Genomic DNA, 14,818 nt, shown 5'->3' on the forward strand with positions numbered 1-14,818 from the left:
CGCGAGCAGCTATCACCCAGTAATGGGAATCCCCCTCCTGTGACGCGAAGCGCTAAGGTGGGGGAGGATGTCAACATGGCCATCCAGCACGAGTGTTATCACCAGTTCGAACCCGAGCCCCTCGAGGTGATGCAGAACAAAACCGAGCTGGCCCCCGCCTCCTGCTGGGTGGCCGAGCGTCAGGGCAAGGTGCTGGGTTACCTGCTCTGCCACCCCTGGCGTGCCCACCAGCCCCCGCCCCTCTCGGTGCCGATGAAGGCGCTTGCCGGTCACGACGAGTTCTATCTGCACGATCTCGCTGTCTCGAGCAAGGCACGCGGCCTGGGTGTCGGACAGCGACTGCTGGCAAGGGCGCTCGCTTTCGCGAGCCATGCAGGATATCGCCATGCAGGCCTGGTGGCGGTTCAGGATGCCCCCGCCTTCTGGCGCAAGCAGGGGTTTGTGCCCGCCGACACCGGCAAATCGCTGGTGGAGTATGGTGACGGGGCTGTCTATATGCGGTTGCCCCTGGCAGACAGCGGTCCAGAACCGGGAACCATCAGCAGAGTTCAATAAAAAGAATTCAATAAAAAGAGTTCAAAAAAGGCGCCTTTCGGCGCCTTTTTCTATTTCGCGTTGCGCTCCCCACAGGGAGATCAAGCCTTGAACTTGCTGAACACCAGAGAGGCGTTGGTACCGCCAAAGCCGAAGCTGTTGGACATGACGGTATTGAGGTCGGCCGCTTCGTATTCACGCACGATGGGCAGGCCCACGGCTTTCTCGTCCAGATTCTCGATGTTGATGCTGGGGGCGATGAAGCCGTGTTCCATCATCAGCAGGGAGTAGACGGCCTCGTGCACGCCGGCGGCGCCCAGGGCATGGCCGGTCATCGCCTTGGTGGCGGAGAGCTTGGGTGCATTGCTGCCAAACAGGGTCTGAATGGCTTCCAGCTCCTTGGTGTCACCAACCGGAGTAGAGGTACCGTGAGTGTTGATGTAGTCCACCTTGCCGACACCCTGCATCGCCATTTTCATGCAACGCACGGCGCCTTCACCGCTCGGTGCCACCATGTCGTAGCCGTCGGAAGTCGCACCGTAACCGGTGATTTCGGCGTAGATGTGGGCACCACGGGCCAGGGCGTGTTCCAGCTCCTCGACCACCAGGATGCCGCCACCACCGGAGATGACGAAGCCGTCGCGGTCCGCATCATAGGTGCGGGACGCTTTTTCCGGGCTGTCGTTGTACTTGGTGGAGAGCGCGCCCATGGCGTCGAACTGGATGGTGGAAGACCAGTCCAGCTCCTCGCCGCCACCGGCAAAGATGATGTCCTGCTTGCCAAGCTGGATCAGTTCCAGGGCGTGACCGATGCAATGGGCAGAGGTCGCACAGGCGGAGCTGATGGTGTAGTTGACACCCTTGATCTTGAACGGGGTGGCAAGACAGGCGGAGGTGGTGGAGGACATGGTACGCGGCACCATGTAGGGACCCACCCGCTTGACGCCCTTTTCACGGGCAATATCGGCAGATTCGGAGGTGTTCTTGCCGGAGGCGCCGCCGGAACCGGTCACGATGCCGGTACGCTCGTTGGAGACCATCTCTTCCGGCAGGCCGGCATCTTCGATGGCCTGCTGCATGGAGAGGTAGGCGTAGGCCGCGGCGTCACCCATGAAACGCATGACTTTACGGTCGATCAGTTCAGACGGATCGAGTTTGATGTTACCCCAGACACGGCTGCGCAGGTTGTACTGCTCGAACTGCTCGGAATAGGTGATGCCGGATTTGCCTGCTTTCAGGGAGGCCAGCACCTCTTCCTTGTTGTTGCCGATACTGGAGATGACGCCGATACCGGTGATCACTGCTCTTCTCATTAATTCATCTCGTCTGGAAAAACTGGCACCGAGTCTACCCGCTTTCGGCTGCCAAACTGGTCTGCTTTCACGTAGAATGCCCGCGATTTTGTGACGCGAGCCGAGGAAAACGTGAGTCAAACATCCTTACATCATGCCCGATTGGACTGGAACGAAGCGGGAACTCCAGTCTCCAGTGAGTTCGGGGATGTGTACTTTTCCAATGATAACGGTCTAAGTGAAACCCGCTACGTCTTTTTGCAGCAAAATCGACTGCCAGAGCGATTTTCGCACCACGATAGTGACAGTTTCGTGATTGGTGAAACAGGTTTCGGTACAGGACTTAACTTTCTGGCCACAATGGCCGTCTTTCTGGAACAGGCCCCCCTGTCCGGCAACGGATCCCGGCTGCACTTCATCAGCGTCGAGAAATACCCCCTTACCCAGGCCGATCTGCGCAAGGCCCTGGCCGCCTGGCCCGAGCTCTCCCACCTGAGCCAGCCTCTCATCGACCAGTGGCCGTTGCCGGTCTCCGGCTGCCATCGCCTGCTCTTTGCCGATGGCCGCATCCGCCTCGACCTCTGGTTTGGCGACATCAAGGAGATGCTGCCCCAGGTGCCCCATCCGGCAACCGGTCTGGTGGACGCCTGGTATCTGGACGGTTTCTCCCCTGCCAAGAACCCAGAGATGTGGACCCAGGATCTCTTCGACGATCTCGCTCGCCTCGCCCGCCCCGATGCCACCCTCTCGACCTTTACCTGCGCCGGTTTCGTGCGACGGGGGCTGATTGCCGCCGGCTTTGCCATGAAGAAGGTGAAGGGCCACGGCAGCAAGCGGGAGATGCTGGCGGGTGTTCGGGAAGGCAAAGTGCCGCAGCAGAGCATCGCCCCCTGGTACGCCCGCCCCGCAGGGCGGGAGGGAGAGGTGCTCATCATCGGTGGCGGCATCGCTTCCGCCATGACGGCGCTCTCTCTGGTGGAGCGGGGTCGGCACGTCACCTTGCTGTGCGAAGATGGCGAACCGGCCAGCGGCGCCTCCGGCAATCGACAAGGAGCCCTCTACCCCCTGCTCAACGGCGAGCACGATGCCCTGTCGCGCTTCTATTCGCTGGCCTTTGGCTTTGCCAGAAACCGGCTGCTGGCCCTGGCAAAGCACCACCCCGTCGCCTTCTCGCTGTGTGGCGTCACCCAACTCGGCTACGACGACAAATCCGCCGCCAAGCTTGCCAAGATGAGCCAGGGCCCCTTCCCCCCCGAGCTGATGCACCCACTCTCGGCAGCGGAGGTTGAGCAGGTGGTCGGCCTGCCCTGCGATGCGGATGGTGTGAGCTATCCCCTGGGGGGCTGGCTCTGTCCGGCGGATCTCACCCGCGCCGCCATCAGGGAGGCGCAGGCCAGCGGGCGGCTGGAAGTGCTGTTCAATGCCGCTGTAACGCGTATTGCCGAAGAGGCCGATGGCTGGCGAGTGGAGAGCCGGGATGGCCGCCAGTGGCACGCCCCCAATCTAGTGGTGGCGGCCGGGCATCAGTTGCCAGCCCTTCTCCCCTTTGCCGAGCTGCCGCTCTATCCGGTGCGCGGTCAGGTGAGCCATGTGCCGACCACGGCTGGCTTGAGCCAGCTCAAGACCGTGCTCTGCTACGATGGCTACCTCACACCGGCCCATAACGGCGCGCACTGTATCGGGGCCAGCTATGGCCGCAACCAGACCGATCTAGCTTACCGCACCGACGAGCAGGAGCAGAACAGGGCGCGGCTGCAAGCCTGTGTGCCCCAGCAGCGCTGGCCGGCCGAGGTGGATGTGAGCGGTGCTCAGGCCCGCATCGGGGTGCGCTGCGCCAGCCGGGATCACCTGCCGGTAGCCGGGCCCGTCGCCCGGTTGGCGGCGCTGGCGGATCATGACGTCAACGCCCCCGCGGATCAGCAGAGCGCACTACCCCTGCACGCCGGCCTCTACGTGCTGGGGGCGCTCGGCTCCCGGGGTCTGTGCTCGGCGCCCCTGTGCGGCGAGCTGGTCGCCAGCGAGATCTGCGGCGATCCCCTGCCGCTGGCCTCCGATCTGCTGGAGGCGATCCATCCCGCCCGCTACTGGGTGCGAAGACTGCGCAAGGGCAAGCCACTGCGCGACTAACTCCCCAGGAGCCGGGGCTGCCCGCCTCCACACCATTTGGCGCACCAACAAAAAACGGGCTCAGTCAGCCCGTTTTTTATGTTTCCCATGAGCGGCCATGGGCCTGTACACGTGTCATCAGCCAGCCCTGGGCCAGACGACCCCCAGCTTGCGCCCCTGATCGGTCTGGCTGGCCAGGGTGTCGAACCGCGCCCGGGTGGCCTCCAGCACCGCCTGCCCTGCCTGCCAGCCCTGATGCTCCAGGGTTGGGCAATCCCGGGTCACCGGCAACTGGGCGAGGCGCGTGCCAAGCTGGCTCACGCTCTCCAGCAGGATATCCTTGTGACGGCTCTCGTAGTCAAACATGGCGGCCACCAGCTTGTCCCACTTCTGGCGCTCCTTCGTGGGCGCACGGGACTTGTCCATCCAGTTGGGGACCCTGACCTGGATGCGGACACGGACGCTGGCCTGCTCCAGCTCGCAGCGTGTCGCCGTCGCCTTCGTCTGCAACTGCCAGGAGAGCTGATAACTGGCCTTGCCGATGTGCCCGTCCGCCTGGGTGGGCGACAAGGCGGTGATCTGGCGCATCACGGCCCCCACATCGGCCCCGGAGACCCGATAGAACTGGAAGTCGACCTTGATATCGGGGGCGACCTTCACACCGGCATAGTGGGAAGGTACAGCACCGATTGAGGCGGCATAAATGAGGGCCACCGTCACCCCTGTCTTGCTGAAGAGTCCCATCTGTCCGCGGCTTTGCTCCTTGTGAGTCCCGGCTTAATTTCAATTAATAATCAATGAATTAATAACCCGATTGGGAGATTACCCCTGATCCAGCCCCCTGTCATCCGCTCTTGGCACCCGGTTGCTGCAAACGTGCGAGTCATCACCCCGGCTCAGGCGGGGATTTGCAGTCGAGATCACAAGCTGCCATCGAATGGATGGTGAAATACTCCTTAGTGGGTAATATCCGCAGTGTTTTTGTTGGCCGATACCGGATAGTCCAGCGCAACCCTCTGGTGAGCCCTGGCAGGCCACCCCCTCACTTCAACTCTTGGGAAGGTTTTATGATAGAACTCCTGATCGGCACCCTGGTCACCCTGGCCGTGGGTCGCTACATCTTCAAGGGCTACTCCGCCACCGGGGTACTGCTCAGCGGCGGCCTGCTGCTGCTGGCGATCACCGCCCTGATGGGCAAGGCGGTGCTGCCGGCGAGCGTCCCCTCCACCGGCCACATGGCCACCGACATCTTCGAATACGTGCGCTTCCTGCTGGTCGACAGGGGGGGTGGCCTCGGCATGCTCATCATGGTGCTGTGCGGCTTTGCCGGCTACATGAGCCACATCGGCGCCAACACCATACTGGTGAAGCTCGCGAGCAAGCCCCTCGGTGTCATCAAGTCCCCCTACATCCTGCTGGTGGCCGCCTATCTGGTCGCCTGCGCCATGTCGCTGGCGGTGAGCTCCGCAACCGGCCTCGGGGTTCTGCTGATGGCCACCCTCTTCCCGCTGATGGTCAACATGGGGATCTCCCGTGGCGCGGCAGCGGCGGTGTGCGCCTCGCCGGCCGCCATCATCCTCTCCCCCACCTCGGGGGACGTGGTGATGGCCGCCCAGGCCGCGAACATGGAGCTCATCGAGTTTGCCTTCAAGCTGACCTTGCCCATTTCCCTGGTGGCCATCGCCGCCATGGCGGTGACCCACTTCTTCTGGCAGCGTTATCTGGATCAGAAGGCCGGGGAGCACAACGTCGCGGTCGCCCCGAGCGATCTCGTCACCGACGCCCCCGGCTTCTACGCCATCCTCCCCTTCACCCCCATCATCGGTGTGCTGCTGTTTGACGGCAAACTGGGGCCCAAGCTCGACATCGTCACCATCATCGTCATCTGCCTGGTGCTGGCCGCCCTGCTGGAGCTGGTGCGCAAGCGCAACGGCCGCGAGCTGCTGGACGGGCTGCAGGTGTGCTGGCGCAACATGGCCGACGCCTTCGCCGGCGTGGTGATGCTGCTGGTGGGTGCCGGGGTCTTTGCCCAGGGTCTGATGGGGCTTGGTTTCATCGCCAACCTCCTGGATCTGGCCCAGAGCTTCGGTACCGGCGGCATCGTCATCATGCTGGTGCTGGTGGTCATCACCACCCTGGCGGCCTTCACCACGGGTTCCGGCAACGCCCCCTTCTACGCCTTCGTGGAGCTCATCCCCCATTTGGCCACCAGCCTCGGCGTCAACCCAGCCTATCTGGTGATCCCCATGCTGCAGGCATCCAACCTCGGCCGCACCATCTCGCCGGTCTCCGGGGTGGTGGTCGCCTGTGCGGGGATGGGCAATCTCTCTCCGTTCGAGGTGGTCAAACGTACCTCGCTGCCGGTGGCCGTCGGCCTGCTGGTAGTGATCCTCGCCACCCAGATCATGGTTCCCGCCTGACTCTTTACCGGCCCGGCTGCCGCCGGGCTGGTATCCCCCCCACCCCATGCAGTAGACTCGGTGCTCTTTTTTCCTAAGGAGGACCGAGCCTTGAGTATGACGGTTCAACTTGCCCACTTCAGCGACTGCCACTCCCATTTCGATGGCGCCCCCATGCGCTTCTCCCCCGATGGCGAGTCCGAATGGCGCACCCAGTGCGGCGGCTATGGCCGCATCCTGACCCGGCTCACCGCCCTGCGCCAACAGGCCGAGGCAGCCGGCCAGACCTGCCTGCTGCTGCATGGCGGCGATACCTTCCAGGGGTCACTTTACTTCAACCGCTTCAAAGGGCGGGCCAATGCGGACCTGCTGGCCCTCTTGCGACCGGATGCCATGGTGATCGGCAACCACGAATTCGATCTGGGCAACGGGCCGCTGGTGGAATTTTTGCGCCAGCTCGATTTTCCGGTGCTCGCCGCCAACATCGACAACCGTCAGGAGCCCGCCGATGTCCCGCTGCGGCTGCAGGGACTGCCGCAGCTGTTTGACGCGAGCCGCCCCTGGCACAAGCGCGTCATCGACGACGTGCCCTTCGCCCTGCTCGGCATCACGCTGCCGCAGATGGCCGCCATCGCGAGCCCCGATCCCCACACCCGTTTCCACGGTATCGAAGAGACCTTGAGCCGCGCCCTCGAAGAGATCAAGGCCGCCGGCATCCAGCACATCATCCTGCTCAGCCACCTGGGTCTGGCGCAGGACAAGCGACTGGCGACCCGCTTCCCCGAGCTCAGCCTCATCGTCGGCGGGCACACCCACAGCCTGCTGGGGGATCTGGCGCCGCTCGGGCTCGACAGCGAAGGCAGCTATCCCCTCATGGTGAACGGGGTGGCCATCCTGCACGCCGCCCACAGCGCCCTCTGTCTCGGGGTGTGCGAACTCACCTTCGACGAGCAGGGACGCGTGTGCCAAAGCCGCGGCCAGCTGGAGTGGTTACCCTGGGATCCCTGGCCCTTTGCTTCCACGCCTCCTGCGGGGCTGCACTTCTGCGAACCGGCCCCCGAGCTCGAGCTGCATCTGGCCCGGCGTTATCGCCCCGAGCTCGAGACCATGACCCGCCGCATCGTGACCCGCCTCGCCGGGCCACTGCACCATCAGCGGCTGCCCGATGCCACCCAGCCCGCCGGCAGCCAGGTCGCCCCCCTGGTAGCGAGCGCCATGCTGGCCAGTGCCCGCGAACAGGTGGGTCAGGTGGACTTTGCCCTGCACAATGCCGGGGGCGTGCGCTGCTCCCTCGAGCCCGGCCCCCTGACCGAAGCAGACGTTGCCGGACGCCTGCTGCCCTTTGCCATTCCCCTTACCCTCTACCGGGTGCACGGCCATGAACTGGCCGAGGCACTGGAGGGGGCCATCGACAACGCCACCAACAACGGGGTGACGGGCAATGGCAGCGGCAGCTTCCCCTACACCGCCGGGGTGCGCTTCTGCTATCAGGCCGACAGGCCCAAAGGGGAGAGGATCACTCGCCTGGAATGGGAAGCCAGCCCGGGTCAGTGGCTGCACGTCGAGCCGGATGCCATCTATCGCGGGGTCTCCAGTGCCTATACCGCCTCCGGCAAGGAGGGCTACACGGCCCTTGCCCGCACCCTGACCCAGCACAATCAGGAGCTCGGCATCACCCTGGCGGATGCCTTCCTGCGCTGGGCACGCCACCTGCCGGAACTCAGCCCTCTGCCGGCCCTGGTGGAGTATCACGGCCAGTGAATCTGACACCGGCCCATCCCGGGTCGGTGCCGCCTTTCCACCGCATAGGGGAATCCTGATCCGCTCCCAGGCGCAGGCCCCCCTACCATGCAACCTCAGGCTGTGACGCCCGACTGCGCCTGCCCTGTCTTGTGATGGGGCCTGCCAGTGCAGCCAGAGGCGTGAAAACGATACTTTTACGAATTATTTCAGGTGCCTACACTTCTTCCATTGCATCGTGCAGCCCGGCTCGGCAAGATAAGCCCGCTTTTTCAGTCTTTCCCGCAGGAACAGGTCACCCATGAATCATGCCATCCGCTTTACCCCGCACCGCCACAATCCCGGGATCAGGCCGTCGGTCATCTTGCTCACCGCCCTGATGGCTCTGCTGTTCTGTCTACGCAATCCGTTGTTCCACGGCATGGCCCCGGGATTTGATGCCTCCCTGTTTGCGGTGATGGGCAAGATGTGGAGCGAGGGGGGCGTACTCTATCGGGACATGATCGACATCAAGGGTCCCATGATCTTCGCCCTCGATGCACTGGGCTATGGCCTTGGTGGCTTCTTCGGGATCTGGCTGCTGGAGTGGGTGCTCTGCTGGCTGGGCCTCATGGCGAGCTGGCAGGCTTTTTCGCAGCTCGGGCTCTCGGTGCGGGCGCGACTTGGCAGCATGCTGGCCCTGCTGGCGCTCTACAGCACTCGCTACTACTACGGCAACATGACAGAGGACTGGACATTCCATCTGGCCCTCATCGCCCAGTGGGCTTTCATCACCATGCTGCTGGACAAGCGATTCAGCTGGGGACCGGCCCTGGTCGCCGCACTCACCTTCGCCATCGTGGCCTGGATGCGCACCAACAACGGCGCCTTCTGGGGGGCCTGGTATCTGGTGCTCTTCTGTCACTGGTGCCTGCGTGAGCAGTGGCGCTGCGCCTTTGCCCTGCTCTTTTCCAGCCTGCTTGGACTGGCCCTCGTCGGCGGCCCGCTCTATGCCTACTTCCAGCACCACGACGTGCTGACCGAGTTCAAATACTACGCCTTCGGCATCTTCTTTGAAGGGAGCTACGGCAACGGCTTCTCTCCTGAGGTGGGCGCCGTCGGTCTGCTGCGCACCGGCCTCATCATGCTGCTGCCCGCCTTCCTCGTGCTGATGCTCGGGCGCCGCCAGGAGTGGTATCTCCCCGCGCTGTGCGCCACCCTGCTGGGGGTGCTGTTCACCCTGATCGCCAACTCGGTCTCCGGACATGTGTTCGATCACTATGACGTGCTCTATCTGCAGCTTGGCCTGCTGCCGCTCGCCTGCCTGCTGGACAGAAGCGAGCAGCGATCCGATGCCCTGGGGCTGCTTTGCATCTCCCTGGTGGTGCTGACCGCCAGCTGGCTGCTGGCCCAGCAGCTCGGTTACGGCTGGAGCACCAAGGAGTGGTCTCTGGAGCGGGTGCGCGAGGTGCTCGGCAACAGCCTGCTGTGGGCCTTGCCCGTGCTCATTCTGGTCCCGCTCTGGCGCGCCTGGGACGTGCGAAGCGCCACCCCCTGGCTCGCCTCGCTGGCCATGCTGGTACTGCTGGTCAACAACGCCTGGGAAGGCAATCTCAAGGGCAGGCCGTTCAATCCCCCCGCCCAGGTCAGGGTCGATCGTATCCTGGCCGAGACGGCGCCCACCGACAAGATCTGGGTCGATGGCATCCAGCCGCAATACTACCTCTGGACCGATCGCCAGCCGGCCTCCGCCTATCTGTTCTTTGCCAACGTCAACCCGCCCTACGATGTGCGCGAGCGGGTGCTGGCTGACATCCAGCGCCAACACCCCAAATTCATCATCGCCAAACCGGAGCGGGTGGCACAGGAGCTCAAGACTCCGACCTCCCCCTCCCACCTTGCCTTCTACCAGTATCTGACAGACCAGTATGAAGAGGTGGATCCGGGCCTGTACCGGCGCCGCTAATCAGGCACACAGAAGGGGCCATCCTGGTGATGGCCCCTTTTCGTTGCCGTCATAAAGAAGGGGCCGACCATATTCAAGGCGCCCCATCCTGACTACAATGGCGCTCTTTTTCGCGGCAGAGGAAAGAATCATGGCGGAGCTGACTTATCTGGGGGGCTATCCGGAGCCACTCAAGGCTCAGGTACAGCAGTTGATTGCGGCGGGCAAACTCGGCGAGATGCTGGCCAAACGCTACCCGCAAACCCACCTCGTCCAGAGCGACAAGGCGCTGCTCGCCTATACCATGGAGCTGAAGAACCGCTACCTGAAAAGCTCGGCGCCGCTTTCCAAGGTGATCTTCGACGGCAAGATCAACGTGATCAAGGATGCTCTGGGACTGCACACCTATGTCAGCCGGGTGCAAGGCAGCAAGCTCAAGGCCAAGAACGAGATCCGCATCGCCGCCCTGTTCAAGGAGGCCCATCCCGCCTTTCTCAAGATGATAGTGGTGCACGAGCTGGCCCACCTGAAGGAGAAGGATCACAACAAGGCTTTCTACCAGCTCTGCCAGCACATGGAACCGGACTATCATCAACTGGAGTTCGATCTCAGGCTCTGGCTCACCTGGCGTGACATCGAGCGTACCGCCCGCTGATCCCCTTGCAAGGAGGCAAGATGCGCCCATGGCACACACCTGTCCAGCCCGTTCGCCATGGGCACTGGTTGCTCCCGGGGCTGATGCTCTGGCTCTTCTCCCTGCCGCTGTCGGCCACCGAACGCTGGCAGCGTGATGACTACCTTGTCCAGAGCTTCATGGAAATCGCCATGAAACGGGAGTATGGCCATGAACAACAGGAGCACTTCTCCCGCTGGCCGGGCCCCGTGCGTCTCAAGCTCGTCAACGAATTCGGCGACAAGCCGCTGCAGGCCGAGGTCGTCAAGGTACAGACCCGTCACCTGAGCAGGATCACCGGTCACCCCATCGAGATTGTCAACGACAACCCCAATCTCACCCTCATCATGACCCGGCACAAACAGATGGCGAGCTGGGCTGCGCGCACCATGCGCCAGGACGAGTCGGTGCGCATCGCCCTCAAGGAGGGGATTTGCCTGGCCAATTTCGCCACCAACGCTCGCTACGAGATCACCCGTGCCACCATCATCATTCCGGTGGATTACAGCCGGGCAAAGGGTCGTTTTCTGGATTGCGTGGTGGAAGAGCTGAGCCAGGTGATGGGGCTGCCCAACGACTCGGACAAGGTGTTCCCCTCCATCTTCAATGACAGCAGCATCGACAGCTTTCTGACCGGGCTCGACTACGTGTTGCTCAAGCTTGCCTACCACCCGGCATTGCAACCGGGTATGACGGCGGACGAGGTGCGCGCAGCGCTCCCCACGGCCCTCAAGGCACTGCGTGTCAATGGCGACATCGCACAGGCCACCCAACGGGTGCAGGTCGACAGCCTCAAGCGCTGGGCGGGACTCTGAGCGCAGCCAGAAACATGACTCTTTCGCCTTTCGCCTTTCGCCTTTCGCCTTTCGCCTTTCGCCTTTCGCCTTTCGCCTTTCGCCTTTCGCCTTTCGCCTTTCGCCTTTCGCCTTTCGCCTTTCGCCTTTCGCCTTTCGCCTTTCGCCTTTCGCCTTTCGCCTTTCGCCTTTCGCCTTTCGCCTTCATGGTCATGCGCTTACCCCATCAACGCAACACGCAGCCCATGGCTGCGTGTTTTGAAGAGCGGTTCGGCAAAGCCGGTACAGGGATCATCACCCGACTGGAGGTTCCTCCTCGCGCCCTGGTGGATCACGACGATGCTTGCCGCTGAGAGCCTATCTTCAGGCCTCCAGAGCCTCTTCTTCCGGCATCCAGCTATCGGCGTTTTCCCACACCTCCTGCACCATGGCTTCGGCCAGCTCCTTGTCTTCCTTGCTGGCGCGACTGACCGTCAGCGCCATGGCACTACCCGGTGCCACCCGCACATGCAGATCGGGAAAGCGCTCACCCAGTTGCTTGAGCAGCTCCTGGCGCAAGGCCTCCATGGTCGAGGTGGGGATCTGGTGTTTTCTGTCGATGATGATTTCCAGGCGCATAAGGTACGTCTCCATGATAGTTTACTGTATTTTTATACAGCACTTTTAAAAAGTAAAGATGGTGGCTGCACATAGGCCCTCACCGCTCACACCTTCTCGCTGACGATGTGCAGCCGAACGGCCCCGATTTTCCCCCATCGCTGTCATCATGGAAAAAACAGTTGATATTGATTCTCATCCATCGCATTATTCACCTCTTGTTATAACATAACAAAAGAGGCAATCATGCGCCCCCATATTCACCCTGAATACCGCAAGGTTCTGTTCCGCGATCTCGCCAGCAATACCTACTTTCTGATCGGCTCCACGCTGGCCACCGATCGCACCAGAGAGTGGGAAGATGGCAACACCTACCCCTATGTGACGCTGGATGTCTCCAGCGCGTCCCACCCCTTCTATACCGGCAAACAGAAGCAGGTCGGCAAGGAAGGTCAGGTCGCTCGCTTCGGCCAGCGATTCGGTCAGTTCTTCAGCAAAGGAAAAGAGAAACAATGAAAGTCCTCGCCTCCCTGAAATCCGCCAAGTCGCGTCACCCGGATTGCCAGATCGTGCGTCGACGCGGCAAGCTGTTCGTCATCTGCAAGAGCAATCCCAGGTTCAAGGTTCGTCAGGGCTGATTGCGCATCCGCCCCTCATGGATAACAAAAGCCCTCGTCATGAGGGCTTTGTCATCTCTGGGCTCTGCTCACAGCGGGGTGGCGCACTTGCGGTATTCGGTGGGGCTGACCCCTACCCGCTTTCGGAACACCCGCGAGAAGTAGAGCTGATCGTCATAGCCCACCTGCTGGCCTATGGTGGCGACCGACAGCGGCGTGGTCTGCAGCAGCAGCTTGGCCCGCATGATGCGCTGATCCTCACGCCAGCGCACTATGCTCACCCCCACCTGCTCGCGAAACAGGTGCGCGAGGCGCGAGGGGGACAAGAACACCTGCTCCGCCAGCGCTTCCACCGAGATCTCGGCCGAGAGGGACTCGCTCAGGATCTGGCATGCCTCGTGGACCCGGTGATCGATGGCGGGATAGGCATTCTGGGACGATGCCTCGTAGCAGCGGATGAGCAACCGCTCCAAGAGGTTCATGGCCAGTTGCTCCGACATGGGCCGCAGCTGCTTGTGGGTCTCCTCGATGTCGAGGAAGAGGGCGTCGAATTCGGTGAGCAGCTGGTTGTCCGCCAGTTGCAGCCGCCCCACCTGCTCCGTCACCTGGGGCCACTTGAGCCAGTCAGCCCAATAGGCCCGCGGCCGGAAATAGACCCAGCGGTGATACCACTCCCGGGCATCCGGCGCCCGGCCGTAATGGTGCACCGCCGCTGGAGGAAAGAGCAGCAGGTCGCCGGGTTCCACGGTGAAGGCCTTGTCCCCCTGAAAGATCTGCCCCTTGCCCTTGATGGTCAGGTTGACGATGAACCCCTTCATGCCGTGGGGCCTGTCGATGGTGAAATCCAGCGCGCTCCCCTGCTCGATGGGAGTCATCCCCGAGACCAGGAAGACGTCGAAGGCATAGCCAGGCAGCAGGGGATTGAGTTGTTTCGGCTTCTCTTTTTGCATCGAGGACATGGCGGAAAACAGGGTTTCGGTAAAAAAGTCGACATGGGCCATTGTAGAGATCCGGCGTAGGAACCCCCTAAGTTCGCAAGCTGTGCGTTGTGAAATTGTTGAACTGGCTCACAGCTTGCCGGGGAAAACACCGGGCCGGCGCGAGGCCGACCCGGTGACGAGGAAAGACATCGCTCAGATACGGGCTTTGCGCACCTGCTTGTAGCGGTCGAACAGCACGGCGGCGAGCAGGATGAGGCCACGCACCACGTACTGGGCAAACGGGGAGATGTTGAGCAGGTTCATGGCGTTCTCCATCAGCCCCAGGATCAGCACCCCGGCGATGATGTAGGAGATCTTGCCGATCCCCCCCTTCATGGAGACCCCACCCAGCACGCAGGCGGAGATCACCACCAGCTCGAAGCCGATGGAGGTCATGGGCTGACCCGAGGTCATGCGGGATGCGAGGATGATGCCGGCGAGCGAGGCGATGAGCCCGGTCATGGTGAAGATGATGATCTTGGTGCGCACCACGTTGACCCCGGCCAGACGCGCCGCCTCCTCGTTGCCCCCCATGGCCAGGGTATTGCGCCCGAAGGTGGTCTTGTTGAGCAGCAGACCGAACAACACGAAGCAGACAGCCGTCAGCCAGATGGGCGTCGGGATGCCGAGCAGGGCGGAGTTGCCAAGCTCGAAGAAGCCCTCCTCCACGATGCCCACCGCCTTGCCGTCGGAGATGATGTAGCCCACCCCGCGCGCCATCTGCATGGTGGCAAGGGTGGTGATGAGGGCGTTGATCTTGAATTTGGCCACGACGATGCCGTTGATGAGGCCAAAGACAAGGCCCACCGAGAGACCGGCCAGAATACCGAGGGGGATGCTCTCGGTGGCGTTGATGCCCACCGCGCAGGCAACCCCGGAGCAGGCCACCACGGAGCCCACCGACATGTCGAACTCGCCGGAGGCGAGGCAGAACAGCATGCCGCAGGCCACCATGCCCGACATGGAGACGGCAAGCCCGAGCCCCCGCATGTTGATAAGGCTGGCGAAGTTGGGGACCAGCACGCAGGCGAGCAGAAACAGGATGGCGAAGATCACCAGCATGCCGTACTGATCCCAGATGCGGGTCAGTTGCAGGCGGGTACCGCTCGCCGCGGTGTCGTTGGCGGCTTGGCCGACCGAGGTCGTTGTTGTCATGGTATTT

The 14,818-nt window shown here is 62.5% G+C and carries 15 protein-coding genes; 10 read left to right on the top strand and 5 right to left on the bottom strand.

Annotation, left to right across the window (positions count from 1 at the left end):
* Window positions 1-75: 75 nt before the first annotated feature.
* Window positions 76-555, top strand: a complete 480-nt coding sequence (locus PG892_RS06065; RefSeq protein ID WP_270825240.1) for a GNAT family N-acetyltransferase — start codon at window positions 76-78, stop codon at window positions 553-555.
* Window positions 556-635: 80 nt separating this feature from the next.
* Here PG892_RS06065 and fabB read toward each other — a convergent pair whose 3' ends face one another.
* Window positions 636-1,847 (bottom strand): beta-ketoacyl-ACP synthase I, encoded by a 1,212-nt coding sequence (fabB, locus tag PG892_RS06070; protein WP_045524722.1) that lies wholly within the window; start codon window positions 1,845-1,847, stop codon window positions 636-638.
* A gap of 90 nt (window positions 1,848-1,937) precedes the next feature.
* On the opposite strand from fabB, the gene mnmC reads away from it, so the two are divergent.
* On the top strand, window positions 1,938-3,953 hold the full coding sequence (gene mnmC / locus PG892_RS06075) for a bifunctional tRNA (5-methylaminomethyl-2-thiouridine)(34)-methyltransferase MnmD/FAD-dependent 5-carboxymethylaminomethyl-2-thiouridine(34) oxidoreductase MnmC (RefSeq protein ID WP_270825227.1): 2,016 nt from the start codon (window positions 1,938-1,940) through the stop codon (window positions 3,951-3,953).
* A gap of 117 nt (window positions 3,954-4,070) precedes the next feature.
* Here the strand turns inward: mnmC and PG892_RS06080 are convergent, their stop codons facing one another.
* Window positions 4,071-4,676, bottom strand: a complete 606-nt coding sequence (locus tag PG892_RS06080) for a DUF922 domain-containing protein (RefSeq protein ID WP_052815290.1) — start codon at window positions 4,674-4,676, stop codon at window positions 4,071-4,073.
* A gap of 323 nt (window positions 4,677-4,999) precedes the next feature.
* Between PG892_RS06080 and dcuC the strand changes: the two genes are divergently transcribed.
* The 6 genes from dcuC (at window position 5,000) to PG892_RS06110 (ending at window position 11,815) form a co-directional block, all read left to right on the top strand.
* Window positions 5,000-6,352, top strand: a complete 1,353-nt coding sequence (gene dcuC, locus PG892_RS06085) for an anaerobic C4-dicarboxylate transporter DcuC (RefSeq protein WP_052815289.1) — start codon at window positions 5,000-5,002, stop codon at window positions 6,350-6,352.
* A 90-nt stretch (window positions 6,353-6,442) separates the two neighbouring features.
* A complete protein-coding gene (locus tag PG892_RS06090; RefSeq protein ID WP_270825229.1) occupies window positions 6,443-8,092 on the top strand; it encodes a bifunctional metallophosphatase/5'-nucleotidase in 1,650 nt (549 codons plus the stop codon).
* A 280-nt stretch (window positions 8,093-8,372) separates the two neighbouring features.
* Entirely contained in the window at window positions 8,373-10,016 is a 1,644-nt protein-coding gene (locus tag PG892_RS06095; protein WP_266139701.1) for a hypothetical protein, read from the top strand.
* A 130-nt stretch (window positions 10,017-10,146) separates the two neighbouring features.
* Window positions 10,147-10,650, top strand: coding sequence for a M48 family metallopeptidase (locus tag PG892_RS06100; RefSeq protein WP_010674483.1), 504 nt, complete (start codon window positions 10,147-10,149; stop codon window positions 10,648-10,650).
* Window positions 10,651-10,733: 83 nt separating this feature from the next.
* Window positions 10,734-11,483 (top strand): DUF2927 domain-containing protein, encoded by a 750-nt coding sequence (locus PG892_RS06105; protein WP_081331906.1) that lies wholly within the window; start codon window positions 10,734-10,736, stop codon window positions 11,481-11,483.
* A gap of 14 nt (window positions 11,484-11,497) precedes the next feature.
* Window positions 11,498-11,815, top strand: coding sequence for a hypothetical protein (locus tag PG892_RS06110; RefSeq protein WP_270825230.1), 318 nt, complete (start codon window positions 11,498-11,500; stop codon window positions 11,813-11,815).
* Window positions 11,816-11,825: 10 nt separating this feature from the next.
* On the opposite strand, the gene PG892_RS06115 is transcribed toward PG892_RS06110, so the two are convergent.
* Window positions 11,826-12,080, bottom strand: coding sequence for a DinI family protein (locus tag PG892_RS06115; protein ID WP_010674481.1), 255 nt, complete (start codon window positions 12,078-12,080; stop codon window positions 11,826-11,828).
* 225 nt (window positions 12,081-12,305) lie between these two features.
* Here PG892_RS06115 and PG892_RS06120 point away from each other — a divergent pair, with 225 nt between their 5' ends.
* Both PG892_RS06120 and ykgO read left to right on the top strand, forming a co-directional pair.
* Window positions 12,306-12,575 carry a type B 50S ribosomal protein L31 gene (locus tag PG892_RS06120; protein WP_010674480.1) on the top strand — a complete coding sequence of 90 codons (270 nt, stop codon included), beginning with the start codon at window positions 12,306-12,308 and terminating at the stop codon, window positions 12,573-12,575.
* Window positions 12,572-12,697 carry a type B 50S ribosomal protein L36 gene (gene ykgO / locus PG892_RS06125; RefSeq protein ID WP_270825231.1) on the top strand — a complete coding sequence of 42 codons (126 nt, stop codon included), beginning with the start codon at window positions 12,572-12,574 and terminating at the stop codon, window positions 12,695-12,697. The genes PG892_RS06120 and ykgO overlap by 4 nt, the downstream gene beginning before the upstream one ends.
* Before the next feature lie 68 nt (window positions 12,698-12,765).
* Here ykgO and araC read toward each other — a convergent pair whose 3' ends face one another.
* Both araC and araH read right to left on the bottom strand, forming a co-directional pair.
* Entirely contained in the window at window positions 12,766-13,677 is a 912-nt protein-coding gene (gene araC, locus PG892_RS06130) for an arabinose operon transcriptional regulator AraC (protein ID WP_039040092.1), read from the bottom strand.
* 132 nt (window positions 13,678-13,809) lie between these two features.
* Window positions 13,810-14,811, bottom strand: a complete 1,002-nt coding sequence (araH, locus tag PG892_RS06135; RefSeq protein ID WP_010674477.1) for an L-arabinose ABC transporter permease AraH — start codon at window positions 14,809-14,811, stop codon at window positions 13,810-13,812.
* Window positions 14,812-14,818: the final 7 nt, after the last annotated feature.

Origin of the sequence: Aeromonas sp. QDB68, from assembly GCF_027707405.1 — a bacterium.
In the GTDB taxonomy this organism is placed as follows: Bacteria; Pseudomonadota; Gammaproteobacteria; order Enterobacterales; family Aeromonadaceae; genus Aeromonas; species Aeromonas caviae.